We start from the raw sequence: 18,632 nt of genomic DNA, 5'->3' as shown, positions 1-18,632 counted from the left end.
TTTACTTATTAAGCCTCAGTAAAAAGAATCGTTGCCATCAGTTTAATGAGTCGCTGTAAAAGTGAATAATATCCTTTGTACAAGTATAAATATAACCAAAAGAGCATTAGGGGATCACTTGGGGAATAATCATAAGCTATAGCAAAATAAGCGAGTTACTTAGCTATAGCTTGTCTTAGTGATTTTTTCCTAGACAGTTACAACGCAAACGTCTAAAAATCATTTTCCGTTTAAAATAACTTAATTATCAATTAAACCCAGCAAACCTTTTTTGACAAAGCTAGGTAAGGCGAAGGCAGCACAGTGAAGCGGTGCATTATAATAATCAAAACTTAAGCCTGATTTTTCAACCCGTTCAGCGTTAAAATCATTAATAGGATGGTATTGCTTAGATGCAAAAGTAAAACTCCATAAGCCGCCTGGATAAGTTAAATTACTAAAACTATACAAGTAAGTTTTCGGAAAGACATTGTTTAATACTTTCAATAGCGATTGTTGAATATCCATGGCATACCAAGAAGACTCTCCCTGAGCAACAACGATACCGTCATCGGCTAAACAGTTAAAAACATCTTTATAAAATGCTTCACCAAATAAGGGTTGAGCCGGTCCAATCGGATCAGTGCTGTCGACAATAATAACGTCAAACTTCTCAGTGGTTTCTTTAACAAATTGCACACCATCACCAATAATAAGATCTATACGTTCATCATCGAGTGCTGAAGCGGTTTGTGGGATGTGTTCTTTACAGGCGTCGACAACCATCACATCGATTTCAACCATAGTACATTTTTTTACTGATAGATGACGAATGACTTCTCTTGCCGTTCCACCATCACCACCACCAATCACTAAAACATTTTTAGGCTTAGGATGCACAAACAAGGGCACATGGCTTATCATATCGTGATAGGCAAATTCGTCTCGCTCGGTGACCATAATCAAACCGTCATTTAGTAACATTTTACCATGACCTTTCGTTTCAACAACATCAACGGTTTGAAATTCACTTTTCCCAGAGAAAAGTACTTTTTCTACTTTAAATTTAATCCCCAAAAAATCTTCAAATTTTTCTTCTATCCATAAATTAGAGTGCATGGTTTTCTCCTGAAATATCAATCATAATTGGCTCAGCAAAGACTGTCTGTGGCAGAATATAGTTGGCAAAGTTTACTAAATAACCATTATCAAGCTTTTTACAAACACGTGATTTACTCACATATTGTGTTGGTATTAACACGCTTAATTTTTGCTCAAAAGCTTGTTCATTAAAGCTCATTAAATCAAAAGATTTGGGTGCCAATATCTCTAAAAGTTTTGGCGCAAGCAAAAGTAAATCTATATTCGATTCAAAGCTAATATAACTACTGTCCATTTGAGGCGTAACATGAATGGTTAAATATTGCTGTTCGTTAATCGCATTGAGTGAATAGCCGTAAGGGGAAAAGACAAAGTCATCAATAATGAAGCCAGGTAAAATACTATCAATACACAAGAACTGACGAATTTCTTCAGCTGACAAATTAGCTTGTGTTAAATGTTTCGAAGCCTGCTCACTTATTTGATAGGCGAGTAACTCGTAGGTAATGTCATCAGTATCAGCAGTAAAGTCGTTATCTAAATGAAAAACGTAGTTGTGGTGACTGTCCATTTCACCAAAACGATAAGCCTTACCCGGTAAATATTGATTAATTAATTTGATATCATCACCAAAGCAGCTAGGCTGGGCGTTTGAAAAGTATTCGTTCTTACGCTGATAAGTGAGCTGTTTAATCACTTTTGTACCAAGTTTTTGAATAAAAAACTCTACCGCTTTAACTAACTGCGTTTCACCACAGGTTAATATTAATATTCTATCTGACCAGACAAATAAACTCGACTCGGACAGTAAAAAAGCTTTGCAATACTCATTTTCAATCGAAGATAGTATTTGAGCTTGACTACGATGAACTAACGCAGACCAAAATTCATCGTCAATGTCGTTAAGTAAAGAAAGCTGTTCACCATCGATTAAGATTTCAGCTTTTTTCTCTGATCCCTCAAAAAACATAACAACTCCTCATTAAAAAAATAGTGCGTCATTTTACAAATTATTTCATTTTTATCAATAAAATAATGTAGCTAACATCGAGAAAATAAACAACAAGCTTGCCATCCAATAGCCCTCCTTTTATTCACCACACTATATTTTATAAATAAAACTATACATTTAGCCTTTATTTTGGATAATTAAGAAAATATTGCTGTTAGGTATTATGACTCAATGAATATGGTTAAAGAAATTAATGTGGGTTTAATATCCCCGCCAATACCTTTTGAAGGGGCTAAAGATAAGCGAGGTCTTTTTCAAGATACGAGCCACATCATCGGCTTTGAGTTTGATGGTACGGCATGCTTTAGAAAAGGCACTAAAGCAGGGCCTAACGCACTGCGAGCCGTTTCTGATGGTATTGAGTCGTATTCTCCGTATTTAGACGCAGACCTTGAAGATATTTCATTTGTTGATCTAGGTAATTTACCGATTGATTTATCTATCAATGAACAAAGTAGACAAGCTGATATAGAAAACGCTTATAGTAATGCTAATGATGCTTTTAACACCTTATTTGAAAATGTTGCTTTAAAAGAAAATAATATTCGCATTGTCACCTTAGGCGGAGAACATTCTATTTCTTATGCTCCAATAAAGAAGTATTTGAGCGAATACCCTGATTTGGTCATACTGCATCTCGACGCGCATGCTGATTTACGCGATGGTTACTTAGGATATCATTATTCACATGCCGCTATTATTCGCCGTATTACCGATCATTTTGGTAAAGATAATAAGCTAATACAATACGGCATTCGCTCAGGTACTCGTGAAGAATATCAATGGATGAAAGCACATCAAACACTCAAAAAAAGCAGAGCTGAATTTCTTGCCAGTGTTGAGGCGATTGCACAAGATACTCCTATTTATTTAACCTTAGATTTAGATTATTTTGATCCAAGCTTTTTTCCAGGTACCGGAACACCTGAGCCAGGCGGAGAAGATTTTCATTCATTGATTAGCTTATGCAAAATATTGCGATCTAAATATTTTGTTGGCTGTGATGTAGTCGAGTTAGCGCCTAAAATTGACAGTACAGGAAATAGTGATGTTTTTGCGGCGAAAGTCGTGCGGGAATTATTACTTTGTTTAGCGGGGCCAAGCCAGGCCTAATAGTCGATGAATATCCTAAGAGAACACCTTTAATATAACGCAGTTACATTAAAGGTGTTCCAGATTACTTAGCCATTAATTAAAAAATGAACATAGATACTGGCGCTATAGCCTAAAGCGATAGCCCAACTCCATTTAAGGTGGCCAACAAACGAGTATTTGCCTTTCGTTTGCCCCATTAAAGCAACACCCGCCGCAGAGCCAACCGACAGTAAACTTCCCCCTACCCCAGCGGTCATTGTCACTAATAACCATTGTTGTAAATCCATCACGGGGTTCATACTTAAGACAGCAAAAACAACAGGGATATTATCAATAATAGCTGAAAGTACGCCGACAGCAATATTGGCATAGGTAGGATCCCAGTTGGTATATAATAGGTCTGATACTAAACTTAAATAGCCCATAAAACCGAGCCCACCAACACACATAACAACCCCATAAAAAAACAGTAAGGTATCCCACTCTGCGCGTGCTATTTTTTCAAAAATATCAAAAGGAACAATATTACCTAATCTTTTTAGGGCTTTTTCATCATGACGGATGGTTGCTAAGGTACGTTTTTTATCTAATGAACGAGGAAGGCTTCTTCTTAAATAAAACCCTAAAAACTTGAGGTAACCTAAGCCCATCATCATTCCTAACACAGGTGGCATGTTAACAACACTATGGGTGGCAACTGACGTTGCTATGGTGAGTATAAATAAGAAAATAATTCGCTTCGCGCCACGTTTTAGCATGAAGTCTTCATCGGTTATAGGTGTTGATCTTTCATTAGAGATAAAAAAGCTCATAATAATGGCAGGGACTAAAAAGTTGACCAGCGAAGGTATAAATAGTACAAAAAATTGCTCAAACTTAACTAAGCCTGCCTGCCATATCATTAAAGTGGTTATATCTCCAAATGGACTAAACACCCCGCCAGCATTAGAGGCGACCACTATATTTATACAGGCAATGTTAATAAACTTAAGGTCCTTCGGAGCCACTTTAAGGACAATGGCACACATCAACATTGCCGTCGTTAGATTATTAGCAAACGAAGAAATAACGAATGCCATCATGCCGGTTACCCAAAACAAGCTGCGTAAACTTAACCCTTTAGAAATCATCCAAACCCGTAAGCTATCGAACACCCCTCGCTCTTCCATCGCATTTATATAAGTCATCGCGACTAATAAAAATAATAATAACTGAGCATATTCTAATAAATTATGATTAAAAGCTTCTTCTGCCGCTTTAGGAATGCCGTGTTGAGTATAAATCCAACCAATAATCAGCCAAATGACACCGGCGGCGACCAATACCGGTTTTGACTTTCTCAGATGAAGAAACTCCTCACTAATAACCAGTAGGTAAGCGATAATAAAAATCGTTAATGCAGTAAATCCTGCAACAGTGTTAGTGAGATCAATTTCGCCGGCTCCAGCGGCAAAAGCAGGTGTTGCAAAGAGGAGCAGCAATACAGTCGTTATTAATTTTTTCACAATATTTCTCTGAGTTAATTTAAAATTTGTCAAAAAACGTTTTATCTCAGCGAGCAGCGCTGCATTAGATATTCCTTTGACAGAGTAAGCAAAGAGAATACAAGGCAACGGTCACCATCAAAAAAAGCCAGTGGCTAACGCTTTTAAAGGCTGAAAATTAAGAACAGCCATAATATAAGTATGTTGGGGGTTTATCTGCATGTCTTGCTTACATAAAATAAATATGGGTAAATATCATCAATAGATAAGCGTAATTTAACGGTTAATATTTCACATGGCAGTCAACAAAACGACGATTATATTCCAATTAAAAGACAATACAATTTTAATTAAATGATAATCAAAATAACATGTCGCTATACAAACATTAAAGATGGAAAAAACAACAGCCAGATTTACGGTATTCATTGATGCTAAAAAAGGCGATCTTTGAAAAGCTGACGGTATTAGATGATGTCAATGCGTCGTAGAAAGTGCGACAAATGATCAGGAAATATAGTGAGAAAAAATTAGAGGGAAGTTTGCAAGATAATGTTTTTAAATAAATAAATCTTAAGAGTTTGGTCGTTATCAACTTTTATAATCTTTATTATCGCTATCAAACGCTTAGCTAGGTAGGTTGGTATCGACCGGACTAGTATCGATATGTTCGAACGAATATAAGGTGAAGTTTCAGCCGCAACCTTAAGTGCTTTGTCCTTTTAAAGGGGAATATCTAATAGCTATTCATTATTAAATGACCCAAAATAGCTATTAAATTTTATTATCACTAGCTTAAATAAACGTTAACATTATTCAGTTTTATAATCTTGAAGGGTCATGACCGCATCATGCAGGCTATCTTGGTTAACTTGTATAATACCACGTTTAGGTCTGTCTAAATCAATGATAATAAAGACCACCAAGATGATTAAGGTGAATAATAATATCGTGGGAAATGCGGGACGCTTCTTCCCTAACCCGCTATTATAACCAAGCATGCCGCCAACAGTAACAAAAACACTAAACAACAAAAACAATACCGGCTCGGGCACATGGAGTCTAAGCATAGCCGAACGTTTGTTTTCAATTTGAATCATGCTGGACAATGACTGATAAAAGCCATTGGCAATTAACAGTGATCTTGGATTTTCCAATTCTTGTTGTGCTAATTCAATCAGTTTCGCTTGTGATTTACTAACCTTTTTGTTCACAGCCATACGTTGGTCTGCATTGCTCAAATCTATTTGGCTCAGTGAAATACGTAGTGCTAAATAAGACTCTAATTCATCAAAAACGTCATCTTTTACTTTACCACTCAATAGTTTTGCTTGCATGGCTACTCTTGAAATAGCACCCGCTTCTTCAATAACCGCGCTGCTTCGTCCATCATACCGTTGCAGCGACATATTAAACGTGAAACCGAGCAACAAAGCCAATAAACCAAGAATACCGGCTTGAATAGCCGTCGATTGACTTTTCATCTCGGTGTTTTCTGCGTCTTTATTACGTAAACCGAAGCTGTAGCCTATTTGGTTAATAATTAACATCAAAATAAAAAGGGTAATAATAATGATAATGCTATTTTTGTCGTACATTAGTTCTTGGCTCACTAATTAAATCTCTACATTTGAATAAATTCGTGGGCAAAGAGTGGGTTGAGGGGGGTGATTGGTCAAGGAATATTTTAATAAATATTAGTATAAGCGCTTACCTTGATGAAATATTGTAGCCAAAGCGTTATTTTAAGTAAACAGTTTACTCTGCTAAGCATATTTTTAATAAAATCTTAAGAAATCAACACTGCAGATAATAGTGGAGTTAAATTTTTATGATAAATAAAAAAATTGCCAACCTAATAAAAGGTTGGCAATTTTTTAGTGTAATCGCAACAACATAGTTGAACGTTTAACGGCTGACGTTATGACGATTTTCCTTTACTAACGCCTTTACGTACTAACCAACGCATGTCATTTTTATAACGATCGAAATAGCGTTTGATATCTTCCATAATCAAATAATTTATCGGCACTAAAAACAATGTAATGATTGTCGCAAATAAAATACCAAAGCCAAGACTTACTGCCATCGGAATTAAGAACTGTGCTTGAGTACTCTTTTCAAATAAAAGTGGCATTAAACCAGCAAACGTCGTTAATGATGTTAGTAAAACCGGCCTAAAGCGACGACCACCAGCGGCATAAACAGCTTCAAAAACAGCACTTCCCTCAGCACGCTTTTTGTTAATATAGTCGACCAGGACCAGTGAATCGTTAACCACCACACCCGATAACGCTAAGACCCCCATCAGACTCAGTAAGGTTAAATCCATGCCCATTATCCAGTGACCTATTACCGCACCGACAATGCCAAAAGGAATAACCATCATCACCACTAAAGGCTGGGAATAACTTTTAAACGGAATGGCAAGCAGGATATAAATCACTAATAACAAGCCAAACATACCAAACTTCAGTTCTTGAGAAGACTCTTTTTGATCTCTAGCTTCGCCAGCCATTTCATAATTCATGCCTGGATACGTACTTATCGATTGTTGTAAAAACTCTTCTAACTCTTCCTGCACCGCAGACAAATTACCTTGTTCTTTGTTAAAGTCAGCCGTAATAGAAAGTGTTCGCTGTCGATCAATACGTAAAATACTCGAAGGACTTAATCCAGGTACGATATCAGCAATCTGCCATAGCGGAACTTCTTGGCCAGCTTCAACTCTGATCATCATCTGCTCTAACGTCTCAATCGACTGTCGAGCAGCAATAGGATAGCGCACCATAACTCGCACTTCTTCACGCCCACGTTGAATACGCTGAACTTCAAAACCGTAGACTGCTTGACGAACTTGTCTTGCAACCATATTTAAATTAAGTCCAAGTAACGTTGCTTCGGGCTTAAGTTTTAATTGTAGTTCTTCTTTACCATCAGACATTGAATCTTCAACATCTGAAACTGCTGAATACTGTGTTAATTTACTTTTGAACTTATCGCCTAGCTCAGCTAAATCATCAGCATTCTTGCCACGCAATTCGATATTAATAGCGGGTCTACTCCAACCAATTTCAGCTCGATAATTTAACTGTTCAGCGCCAGCGACTTGTCCAACCATTTTACGCCATTCTGCAACTATCTGTTGCGTGCCAATGTCTGTGCTACGGTCTTCTGGCGGAATTGTTTCGACACGAACACGTCCCGTACTTGAATTACGGCCGCCACTAATAGAATAAATATTCTTAATAATAGACTCACCAGATTCGGCATCAATATATTTCTCTTGTAATAACTTCGCTTGCTTAGTCATATGTTGAACAATACGATCGGTACTTTCAAAGGCGGTACCTGTTGGCATTGTTAGTGTTGCTGTTGCTACTTCACTTTGCACACGAGGGAAAAATACAAATTTTGTTTGTCCGCTTGAAAGTGCACCAATGACTATAAAAAGTGACGACAACATAATGGCCAGCGTCGCGTAACGCCAGCGCAGCGCTAATGCTAATGTTGGTTGATAACATTTAGCAATAAACGTCTCTAAAGAGGTCGATATTGCCATTTGAATGCGTGTTAACCGTGATGGCGCGCCTGTTCGCGGTTTAATATGTTTAAGATGCGCGGGTAATACCAATTTAGACTCGATTAATGAAAAGAGTAAAACCGGCACAATAACGTAAGGAATACTCTGGTACCAACTGCCTCTTCCTTCAAGTAAAGCCAGAGGTATAAAGGCTGCAACAGTCGTTAAAATACCAAAGGTAACCGGTACGGCAACTTCTTGGGTACCTCTTATAGCAGCGGTAAGGGGATCTGTGCCGCGTTGCATATGTTCGTAAACATTTTCACCCGTAACAATCGCATCATCGACAACAATACCTAGCACCAAAATAAAAGCAAATAGGCTCATTAAATTCAAAGATATACCAAAAAATGGCATCAATATAAATGCGCCCATAAATGACATTGGAATGCCAAGACACACCCAAAATGCAACGGCAGGTCGTAAAAATAAAGCTAAGAGTAGAATAACTAATAGCGCACCTTGCCAAGCGCTTGTAGTAAGCGTAGCTAAACGTGCTTTTATCGACTTACTGCGATCGCGCCAGTAAGTCATCGTTAACCCTTGTGGGAGTGCTTGTTGTTTACCTGCGATATAATTTTTAACGGCATCGGTTACTTCGATAATACTTTGATCACCCACGCGAAAGACTTCTACCTCTATTGCTGGAATGCCGTTAAATCTTGTTCTCAAAGGGGTTTCTTCGAATTCATCACGTAGAACAGCAATATCACCTAAGCGGATTAATGTACCATCTTCATCGGTTAAGATCGGTAGCTGACTAAAGTCACTTGCTTTATAAGCTTGACCAATACTGCGGATAAAAATATCTCCGCCTTCAGTTTTCAAATTACCGGCGGATACATCTGTAGAGTTACGTCGTAAAGTGTCGGCAACCTGCTCTAAGGTAATATCATATTTTCTTAATGACCATTCAGGTATTTCAATCGATATTTCAAAACGCAGAGAGTTATCAACACTGACTTGAGTAACCCCTGGCAACGAAGCTATTTCATCTCGAACATCTTCAGCATAACGGCGTAATGTTAAGCTGTCATAATCGCCATACATCACCACACCAATAGCGTCACGCATACGCTTAGGCATTGTCACTAAAGGACGTTCAGCTTCAACGGGAAAATTATTAATCGCATCTACGCGAACTTTCATTTCGTCGAGTACTTCTCTAACGTCGAAACCATCTTCTACTTCAACAGTCACAGTTGAACTGCCTTCATTAGAGCGCGAAGTCATTTCACGAATGCCCTCGATATCTTGAATCGCTTCCTCCACTCTTATGGTTAAACCTTCTTCAACCTCTTGTGGTGAAGCGCCAGGTAAAACAGTACTAACTTGTACGGTATTTATTTCAAATTCAGGAAATAAATCGACAGGGATTTTGTTGGACAAACTATAAAGTCCGGCGGCAACGATGACCACCATAAGAAGATTAGCAGCAACGTCATTACGAGCAAACCAAGCGATTAAACCATGCATAATGAGTTCCTAATCCGTAGTCGAAGTGGATGAATTAATTGGAGATTTTTTTAAAGCAGGTAAACCTTCTTGCTTTTCACTACCACTGTCTTGCATCTCTTGATTCATTGTCGGTTTTAACATTTTCTTTTTAGCTAATTCTTCATCGGTTGCCGAATTAATGTCATTCAATGATTTTACTCGGGTACCTGCAGCTAAATTGGCCGTTGGCGTTAAAATAAGCTTATCGGCAGAATCAATAGCGCTAGCATAACTATAAATATCGCCAGCAAGTGAAGAAGCAGAAATAACGACAGACTCAACATCTGTCCACAAAGGTTCAATCGCGCGTTTTTGCAATAAACCATTTTCTGCAACCGCGATCATATTATTCTGACTTACTGCTCTTCTTGGAATAGCATAGACATTCTTCAATTGTGTGCCTTCAATCTTTGCTCTTAAAAACTGCCCAACACGTAGTGCGGGGAGTTGTGGAGAGCTAACAAAAGGATTATCAAGCTTGGCAACAACGTAAAGCATACGAGTAGATGAATCAAAAGCTCCTTCGCTACGTACTAATTTACCTTTCCAGGTATAAGTTTTACCCCCTAACTCACCTTCAAAAAGAACAACAGATTGATGTTCCTTGTTGTCTGTAGGCTCGTTGCCTGGTGCATTGTATTCATCGGGTAAGTAGATGTGCGCTAGGTCTTGGGCTTTTACCGGTAATCTTACTTCAATATAATCAGTGGAATATATCTCAGCAATAGTTTGAGAAGGATTAACAACTTGCCCTAAATCAACCATTTGCTTCAAAATTTTTCCGTCAAAGGGAGCTTTAACTTGGGTTCTCTCAAGGTTGAGTTTGGCTTTCGCCAATTGCGCTTTAGATGCATCATAAGAAGCGAGTGCAGCCGCAACTTGTGGAATGCGAAGTGCTAAATCACGACCCGCTTTACTACCGGGTCTAACATTCCAGTCGCGCTCAGCGACATCTGCTTGAGCCAACTCTTCTTTGTATTTTACCCAAGCATTGGCGACCGTTGATTTTGCAACATCAACTTCTATCTGATAATCACGAGGGTCGATCGCCAGTAAAACATCACCCGCTTTAAATGATGCTCCTGCTCGAATATTATTAGCGACCTCAATAACACGGCCACTGACATCTGAAACTAATTGCGTTCTAGTTAAAGGCTCAGCTGAGCCGTAAGATTCAATCCAAACAGGATAATCTGTAGCCGTTAGTTGTACTGTTTCGACACCAACAGAAGCCGGCGGACCTCCTCCCCATTTACGTGGAGTAGGTTTACTAGCAAACATCGCTGCAATAATTGAAAAAGCAATAGCAAAAATAACGATGGTTACAATCAAATGTATTCCCCAAACAACAGGTTTTTGGGTCACTTCCACCGGTTTTTGTGGTGAATTAATATCGTTCATTTAGCACTCTCTTAAATTATTTTTGCTGGTGTCTGCACGTTAATCGCACTTACTACCGATGATATATATAAATTAATATATGTTATACGATAAAACCAAGATTAAGTTTACTTTTCATGTGAAAAAATAGTTTTATTTTCAGGCGGGTACAACAAAGAAGAGATAATTAAAATTAAACACAGGGGATAAATAACAACGTCAAGCTAAAATTGCCTTATGTAAAGGCTTTAAAACAAGCTCTGCTGCTAAGTATTTATAGCCAGTTCTTTTAAATCTTCAATCAAATCATCAAGTTTATTATTAAATCGATTCAATTGTTTATCTGTTAAACTGTTCATCATAGTATGAAATATTTTTACAGAGGTATCACTGTTATTTTTAGATAATGTTTTGTGTTGCTCAGACTTTAATAATTCTGGTTCAGAAATAAGTTCGGTAAACATCACTTCATATTCTTGTCTATCTAATCCCATGGCTAATACCTGTTTTAGACCTGAGTGCCATTTTATTCGATAATCCATTCTATGATTAAATGTCGGTGCTAGACTTTTGGTCAGTTGACATACTTCAATTTTTTGACTTTCAGTTAACTTCCCCAACCATTTTTTGAACTGCTCTTGTCGTTCTATACATGTTTCGTTAAGCCATTGCTCTTGAGATAACTCATCATAGTCGTCGAGACGTTTTTCATTATTACTGGCAATTTCATCGATGACTTGTTTTCTTTGGCGACTACTCAAGCTATGAACTAACGATATCAGTGCCGGTTTTGCTTGCTCTCGCACTACAAGCCAATGCTGTTTAATGTTGACCAACTGATCGTCGACTTCTTCAGCGGTAATACCGCGATTCACTTGGGCTTTTAGCGTGATAAGTTGACGAGTATATTCACTGAGTTGTGTTCGTCGGTGCCATATATGCAGCTCATTAAATGTCGTATCAAATATTTTTTGCTGTTCTTGGCTTAAGGTAACGTAATCATCAAGATACCAATTACTCCACCAGTCTAAGTGGTTATAAATAAAACTAAAACTGCAGGCTGATAGCAAAAATGAACTAAAAATCACAACAATGCCATTTTTAATAATTCGTTGCATATACCTGACCTTATTTTATTTGTTATTGATAACGAGCAAAATTAAACTAATGAAATATTCAATATTGTCAGCTTAGGGGATATCTACCAATCCAATCGTAATACGCCGTAGCGTAAAACAAGGATCAATCGCTGTTATTTTTAGATCCCATAAATATTGTTAGCACTATCGGCTGAAGTCATAAACGATAAAAACGGTGTGAACGACATTATAGGGATTTACTTGCTAGAAGATGACTAAACAAAGTCGGTAATACTGTCAAAAGTCGTGATGTCGTCTAATACTTTAGCTAAAATCATCATTCCCTCTAAAGTCGCTAATAACCTAATAGCACTGATTTTTGCGTGATCGACCGTTAGCCCCTTTTCTTCAATATAGACTTGTTGTAACCATGCGATGTTTAATTCAAAAAAACGTTTAATTTCTATTTTAACCAATTCAGGTAAGGCATCTGACTGGGCGCCTAATAAACCACATAAACACATTTGTTTGTCTTTATCTAATGCCGTTTTAAAGGCATTTATATAAAGATTAATAGCACTACTTCCCACTAATTTATCTTTATCGTCATTTAATGACGATAAAAAAGTATCGGTATACTGGTGCGCTAATTCAGCACCTAAATCACTTTTAGTTCGAAAATAGTAATGCACACTGGAACTTTTAATACCAATTTCATCGGCGAGCTCTCTAAAGCTAAAATTACCATAGCCACCAGATCGTACTTTATTTTCGGCTAAGGTTAATATTTGAGATTTTTTGTTCATAAATAAATGCTATTGGCAGGTGAAGTAAATGATGAAATTATACTCAATAATTTCATCCATTATCAATGACTAGGCTATTTTATTCAAATAGTTAATAATATCTCCAGATTCATACAGCCAAGACTCTTGACCATTTTCTGTAATTTTTAAGCAAGGCACCTGTTTCTTTCCACCTTGTTCGATTAACTCTTTATTAAAGGCTAAATTTTTCTCTGTGTCACGTAATTCAAGGACTACATTACTAGTTTTCATTGCGGCAATGACTTGTCGGCAATATGGACAATGAACCTTGTGATACAAAGCATAAGAACTTTTACTCATTATATTTTCTCTCTAGTTAAGGTCATTAAATTCTTTTTTTAATGACCTAATGGTTGAATTTGCGGCAAATAATGCGCCTTCAAGGTAACCGGCTTCTTGCTGAGCAAATTCGCTACCGGCTAAATATAAATTTAATGAAGATAATTCGCCAGTAAAACCCTTGATATTAAAATAAGGATGATTCGGCGCCTCCACTCTGTCTTTTTCAACGGCAACATAATGATCATTACCCCAGCTTTTTAAATAACACTGTGAATATTGTTGAGCCTCATCTCCAAATAATAAGCTCAGTTGATTAATACATAAAGCTTTAACCCGTTCAACAGATAAGCCTTCTATCGCTTGTGACGAAAGCCCAATAAAACCAAATAAAGCGAAATCTTGCTGTACTTGTGCCGAGGCATCATGAATTTCTATCATAGGGCCAACAAGGCTAAAGGCTTGCCCTGCTAAGCCTTTCGTTCGCCAAAAAGCCTCTTCATAAGTCGCAATAAACTTAGCTTGGCTTGCCATCCAAGTAGGCACAGCGACAAGGGCTGCTGTTAAAGCTTTACTTGCCCAATGAACGGGTGTTAAAAATTCATTAATGATCCGCGGCGGTAAAGCTAAAACTAAATGGTCGGTTTCAAAAACAGATGTCGAGTCATCTTTAGTATTTTTTACTGTCACTTGCCAGCTATCGTGCACTTTTGTTAACTGCTCGACTTGACAATTAAGCTGATAGTTATCTTTAGAAAGCTTAGCCTGTAAAGCTAAAATGAGCTTGTATAATCCGCCAGCTAAACGATGTAAGAGTGGCCCTTGACCATTTTCAATGACTTGTGGTTGAGTATGCTGATCCGCATGATAAACAACAGCACCTTCAATATGTTGGTCAAATAAATGTGTTTTCAAATCAGCCACTAGTGCTTTCATCTGGTGATGATGCGGAAATATCCACGTCGGACCTAAATCATGTAATGGTGCATTTTCATCATACACTTTCGGTTGTTCACTATATATACGGCCACCAAAAACATCTTTTGCTTCAAAAAGAAGGTAAGGAATATTCAACTGTTCTAGTTGATAAGCAGTATATAAACCCGCTAATCCTCCACCGACAATAATCACACGTTTATTATTCATATATGTAAAATTCAAAAAAACTACCTACTGATAGGTAAATATTAGCCAGCTCGACCTATAAAAGCAACTTTAATTTTTAAGAGACTTGAGTCTTAAATAAAATTTGACAATATAATTAAAAATACGCAAACTACCTACCGGTAGGTAGATAGACAAAGTGATGACAATCAAATTAATTGGAAATATAAAATGAAAATATATGATGTAGAAGGTTTTCCTAACCCATTGCGTGTCCGCATGGCGTTAGCAGAGAAAAATGCCACTGACAAAGTCACTTTTATTGCTGTTGATGTGATGAACAAAGAACATCGAAGTGACGCTTTCCTCGCTATGAACCCCTTAGCCAGCGTACCCGTATTGGCATTAGATGATGGAACATATATCGCTGAATGTTCTGCTATTATTGAATATATCGACCACACTTTTGAGGGGATATCGTTAACAGGGACAACGGCAAAATCGCGTGCAGTTATTAGTATGATGCAAAGAAGAGCTGAATTAATGGTACTTGATGCTGTAGCTACTTATTTTCATCATGCTACCGACGGCTTAGGACCTGAACTTGAAACATATCAAAATATAGAATGGGGTAAGAAACAAGGCGAGAAAGCACTTGCTGGTTTTAAATACTTTAACTCTGTTTTAAGCAAACAGACTTATGTCGCAGGTGAAGCTTTTACTGTCGCTGATATTACCCTGTTTGCCGGTCTTGGTTTTGCTGACTTTGCAAAAATAGCCGTACCTAATGAATACACACATTTACTCAATTGGCGTGCTAAGGTTGCTGAGCGTCCGAGCGTTAAATAAAAATGACTGTCAGTCATTTTACATAATGTTTTTACTAAATGTAAAATGACTCACTTTCACGCTGACTATTTTAAAATAGGATTGATTATGGAAATCTTAGCTAACTTTGAACAAAGAGCTATCGTGCACAGTACTTCATTAGCATGGTTAGCTTCACCTATGCCAGGTGTAGACAGAAGACCGTTAGACCGAGTAGGCGGTGAAGTGGCCAGAGCAACATCGATAGTAAGATACGCAAAAGGGAGTAAGTTTTCTGCCCACGTTCACACCGGTGGTGAAGAATTTATTGTACTTGAGGGTGTATTTCAAGATGAACACGGCGACTACCCTGTCGGCTCATATATTAGAAACCCACCACAATCTTCTCATACACCTTTTTCTGATGAAGGCTGTATTATTTTTGTAAAACTTTGGCAATTTCAGCCAGAAGATAAAAGCCATGTTTGTTTACAAACACAGCAAATGTCTGCAACACCGACAGAAATACTAGGTGTTTCAATTATCCCACTACATCAAGATACCATTGAAGAGGTCGCTATTTTATCTTTTGAACCGAGCGCAGTAATGAATATTGTCGCGACTCAAGGGGCTGAAGTTTTAGTGTTATCAGGGGAGTTACAAACACCCAGTGATTTATTACAAAAGCATAGTTGGGTACGTTTGCCATTAGGCGATACCTTAACGGTAACTGCTGGTAGCGCTGGCGCAAGAATTTGGCTTAAGACCGGTAATTTAACTGAGGTAAACAAGCAAATAAAACGAGTAAAATCGGCGGGTTAATATTTAATAGCACAGAAAAATATCTACCGGGTATATAACTGTTCAAAGTTAGGAATAGCCCGTTCCCAAATAGGTATTTCTTTTCCTAGATACTCACGAACCGCATCAAAAAATAATCGCGTTCTAACGGGGAGATCGCGATGTGGATATACAGCATAGATAGCACCATACTCCATTAATCTAACGTCGGTCAATAAAGGTACTAAACGACCATCTTTCACTTCATTAGCAAGTACGAAAGCTGGCGCAACAAAAAACGCGCTACCTGATAATGTTTTCATCAATAATACTTCGGCATCGTTTGCCCTAAAAATACTATTGAGTTTTTGTTCCTTGGCTTCACCATTTTTATCATAGAAGCGAACACCTTCGACTTTAAAAGAGGTGCTAGCGTAACTTGCCGCCGGTAATTGCGTTAAATCTTCGATAGTTTGAGGTAAACCATAATTATCAATAAATGACGGGGTCGCTAAAATTAATAAACGATTACGTGCTATTTTACGAGCAATTAACGACGAATCTTTGGGTTCGCCGATACGAAATGCAAGATCAAACCCTTCTGAGACAATATCAATAACACGATCATCTAATCGTAATTCTACTTCAACTTGCGGAAAGCGCATTTGAAAATCGTTAATGACTGGCTGTAAGTAACGTTTCCCAAATAAAGTAGAAGACGTTATTTTAAGGACTCCTTGGGGTTCCAAATGATAATTTTCAGCCATTCGTACTGTTTCGCCCAGTAACTCTCTAAGTTCAGCTGCTTTTTTAACCATTTCAGCGCCAGCAGCCGTTAAAGAAAATGAACGTGTCGTGCGATTAAGTAATCTAGACACAATGACTCCCCACAAGGTGCTAGCCTCTAAATGTGGGTTAGTTTTACAAACCAGAGCCATAATATATGTGTCAACATTATCAAACAGAGGCTAGCATGATAAAACATAACATACTTTTCATTGGCTTAGATACCCATAAAACATTTACTGAAGTCGCTTATATTGAAGACCAACGTGGCGCTAAATCAACTCATCTAGGTAAAATACTCAGTAATAAAGCCGCCTTTAAAAAACTTGCACGACAATTACAATCAAAATATCCAGATGCCACACTTCATTTTGTTTACGAAGCAGGTCCTTGTGGCTATTGGATTTACCGCTTTCTCACCAGCCTTAATCATTGTTGCTATGTCATCGCACCTTCTCTTATCCCTAAAAAACCAGGAGATAAAATCAAAACCGATAAACGTGATGCGCTCAAACTTGCAAAGCTGCTCAAGTCTGAAGACTTAACATCTATCTATGTCCCTGAGCCCGAAGATGAAGCCGTACGGGACTTATCTCGGGCACGAGAAACAGGCATGAAAGACTTAAAGGATGCTAAATATCAACTTAAAGCATTGTTATTACGTAACAACATTAACAGCAAAATAAAAGATAACTGGTCATTACAACATTTGCGTTGGCTCGCTGAATTAGTATTACCTCATCCTTGTCAGCAAATTGTTTTGCAAGAAGCGGTTTTAACCATTAATGAACGACTAAAACGCTTAAAAAGGCTGGATAATGAATTAACACATCAAGTGAAAAACTGGCGGTTTTATCCTGTAGTTAAAGCGATACAGGCGCTCCGTGGTGTGAGGTTATTAGTCGCCACAGGAGTGATTGCCGAACTAGGTGACTTATCACGGTTCGACCATCCTAGAAAATTAATGAGTTACCTTGGTCTTGTACCAAGCGAACATTCAAGTGGCGATAAACGCCATTTAGGTGCTATTACCAAATGCGGTAACAGCCGTGCAAGACGACTACTGGTCGAAGGTGCACATTCGTATAAACACAACGCCAATATTTCAAAAGAAATGCAATTAAGACAAGAAGGCTTAAGCAAAGAAATTATTGATATGGCTTGGCAAGCTCAACTGAGGTTGTGCCGCCGCTATCAACGACTCATGCATAAAGGCAAACATCGTAATGTGGTCGTTACGGCCATCGCCAGAGAAATGATCGCTTATATTTGGGCTATTTCTCGCGAGGTAGTGCTACCAAAAATTGATGTGAAGCTAAGAATATCGAGAGTACCTGCATGAATAAAAGTTTTGAGTTAGCGCATGGGATCAAGCATCGGGTGTGGCACAATCACCGACGGCGTTAGGACGGCAATAGCCTAACGGCTATTGAACCGCGAACATAGACTGAAGACAGGTGCCACGACGAAATGAGTAAGGTAGGCGCTGCTAGCAAACAAGTTAGTAATCCACGAATATCAGCATGATAACCGACGAAATTACTTGCTTCATTCTATGCGTTAACTCACTTAATACTAAAAGTGAATACAATGGTTCTGAAATTAATGAACAAGGATCAGTGTATTTAACTTGACGTGGGGAGTCATACCAACGCCTAATTGTTCCTCAAGGCGGCTGAGCTGTTTAGAAATAACCGAACGGTCAATATTACGTACTTCAGCCGCTTTAATAAAAGAACCTTGTTCAACAACTTCAAGCAACATCAATAATCGGCTAGTCGTATCCATATTTTATTACCATCACAATTCTATTGGTGCCATTTTGGCACTAATCAAATG

The 18,632-nt window shown here is 38.0% G+C and carries 14 protein-coding genes and 2 pseudogenes; 4 read left to right on the top strand and 12 right to left on the bottom strand.

Annotation, left to right across the window (positions count from 1 at the left end; translation table 11 throughout):
- Positions 1 to 240: 240 nt before the first annotated feature.
- Together speE and A3Q34_RS17085 are read right to left on the bottom strand one after the other, a co-directional pair.
- Positions 241 to 1,098 carry a polyamine aminopropyltransferase gene (gene speE / locus A3Q34_RS17090; protein ID WP_070376438.1) on the bottom strand — a complete coding sequence of 286 codons (858 nt, stop codon included), beginning with the start codon at positions 1,096 to 1,098 and terminating at the stop codon, positions 241 to 243.
- Positions 1,088 to 2,050: a hypothetical protein gene (locus A3Q34_RS17085; RefSeq protein ID WP_070376437.1), complete on the bottom strand. Its 963-nt coding sequence runs from the start codon at positions 2,048 to 2,050 to the stop codon at positions 1,088 to 1,090. The genes speE and A3Q34_RS17085 overlap by 11 nt, the downstream gene beginning before the upstream one ends.
- A gap of 213 nt (positions 2,051 to 2,263) precedes the next feature.
- Here A3Q34_RS17085 and speB point away from each other — a divergent pair, with 213 nt between their 5' ends.
- Entirely contained in the window at positions 2,264 to 3,205 is a 942-nt protein-coding gene (gene speB / locus A3Q34_RS17080; protein ID WP_070376436.1) for an agmatinase, read from the top strand.
- 68 nt (positions 3,206 to 3,273) lie between these two features.
- On the opposite strand, the gene nhaD is transcribed toward speB, so the two are convergent.
- The 8 genes from nhaD to A3Q34_RS17040 all read right to left on the bottom strand — a co-directional run bounded on the left by nhaD (position 3,274) and on the right by A3Q34_RS17040 (position 14,477).
- Complete coding sequence (gene nhaD / locus A3Q34_RS17075; RefSeq protein WP_070377231.1) at positions 3,274 to 4,695, bottom strand: sodium:proton antiporter NhaD; 1,422 nt, start codon at positions 4,693 to 4,695, stop codon at positions 3,274 to 3,276.
- 788 nt (positions 4,696 to 5,483) lie between these two features.
- Complete coding sequence (locus A3Q34_RS17070) at positions 5,484 to 6,284, bottom strand: bestrophin-like domain (RefSeq protein ID WP_083278071.1); 801 nt, start codon at positions 6,282 to 6,284, stop codon at positions 5,484 to 5,486.
- 308 nt (positions 6,285 to 6,592) lie between these two features.
- A complete protein-coding gene (locus A3Q34_RS17065; protein WP_070376435.1) occupies positions 6,593 to 9,730 on the bottom strand; it encodes an efflux RND transporter permease subunit in 3,138 nt (1,045 codons plus the stop codon).
- Between the two features lie 9 nt (positions 9,731 to 9,739).
- Positions 9,740 to 11,152 (bottom strand): efflux RND transporter periplasmic adaptor subunit, encoded by a 1,413-nt coding sequence (locus A3Q34_RS17060; RefSeq protein ID WP_070376434.1) that lies wholly within the window; start codon positions 11,150 to 11,152, stop codon positions 9,740 to 9,742.
- Positions 11,153 to 11,397: 245 nt separating this feature from the next.
- The gene (locus A3Q34_RS17055) at positions 11,398 to 12,249 is read right to left on the bottom strand and encodes a DUF6279 family lipoprotein (protein ID WP_070376433.1); all 852 of its coding nucleotides are present in this window, start codon (positions 12,247 to 12,249) and stop codon (positions 11,398 to 11,400) included.
- A 236-nt stretch (positions 12,250 to 12,485) separates the two neighbouring features.
- Positions 12,486 to 13,016 carry a TetR/AcrR family transcriptional regulator gene (locus tag A3Q34_RS17050; RefSeq protein ID WP_070376432.1) on the bottom strand — a complete coding sequence of 177 codons (531 nt, stop codon included), beginning with the start codon at positions 13,014 to 13,016 and terminating at the stop codon, positions 12,486 to 12,488.
- A gap of 69 nt (positions 13,017 to 13,085) precedes the next feature.
- On the bottom strand, positions 13,086 to 13,337 hold the full coding sequence (locus A3Q34_RS17045) for a glutaredoxin family protein (RefSeq protein ID WP_070376431.1): 252 nt from the start codon (positions 13,335 to 13,337) through the stop codon (positions 13,086 to 13,088).
- A 12-nt stretch (positions 13,338 to 13,349) separates the two neighbouring features.
- Positions 13,350 to 14,477: a flavin monoamine oxidase family protein gene (locus A3Q34_RS17040; RefSeq protein ID WP_157471020.1), complete on the bottom strand. Its 1,128-nt coding sequence runs from the start codon at positions 14,475 to 14,477 to the stop codon at positions 13,350 to 13,352.
- Positions 14,478 to 14,651: 174 nt separating this feature from the next.
- On the opposite strand from A3Q34_RS17040, the gene A3Q34_RS17035 reads away from it, so the two are divergent.
- Positions 14,652 to 15,269: a glutathione S-transferase gene (locus A3Q34_RS17035; RefSeq protein ID WP_070376429.1), complete on the top strand. Its 618-nt coding sequence runs from the start codon at positions 14,652 to 14,654 to the stop codon at positions 15,267 to 15,269.
- 87 nt (positions 15,270 to 15,356) lie between these two features.
- Complete coding sequence (locus tag A3Q34_RS17030; RefSeq protein WP_070376428.1) at positions 15,357 to 16,049, top strand: cupin domain-containing protein; 693 nt, start codon at positions 15,357 to 15,359, stop codon at positions 16,047 to 16,049.
- A gap of 23 nt (positions 16,050 to 16,072) precedes the next feature.
- Here the strand turns inward: A3Q34_RS17030 and A3Q34_RS17025 are convergent.
- A pseudogene (locus A3Q34_RS17025) lies at positions 16,073 to 16,879 on the bottom strand (LysR substrate-binding domain-containing protein); the annotation flags it as partial.
- Between the two features lie 101 nt (positions 16,880 to 16,980).
- Here A3Q34_RS17025 and A3Q34_RS17020 point away from each other — a divergent pair.
- Complete coding sequence (locus tag A3Q34_RS17020; RefSeq protein ID WP_070373630.1) at positions 16,981 to 18,135, top strand: IS110 family transposase; 1,155 nt, start codon at positions 16,981 to 16,983, stop codon at positions 18,133 to 18,135.
- Positions 18,136 to 18,443: 308 nt separating this feature from the next.
- On the opposite strand, the pseudogene A3Q34_RS17015 reads toward A3Q34_RS17020, so the two are convergent.
- Positions 18,444 to 18,581: pseudogene (locus A3Q34_RS17015) on the bottom strand (LysR family transcriptional regulator); the annotation flags it as partial.
- Between the last annotated feature and the right edge of the window lie 51 nt (positions 18,582 to 18,632).

The organism is Colwellia sp. PAMC 20917 (assembly GCF_001767295.1).
Taxonomy (GTDB): Bacteria; Pseudomonadota; Gammaproteobacteria; order Enterobacterales; family Alteromonadaceae; genus Colwellia_A.
The sequence above is the reverse complement of the archived record's forward strand: the minus strand, read 5'-3'. Positions and strand labels throughout refer to the sequence as shown.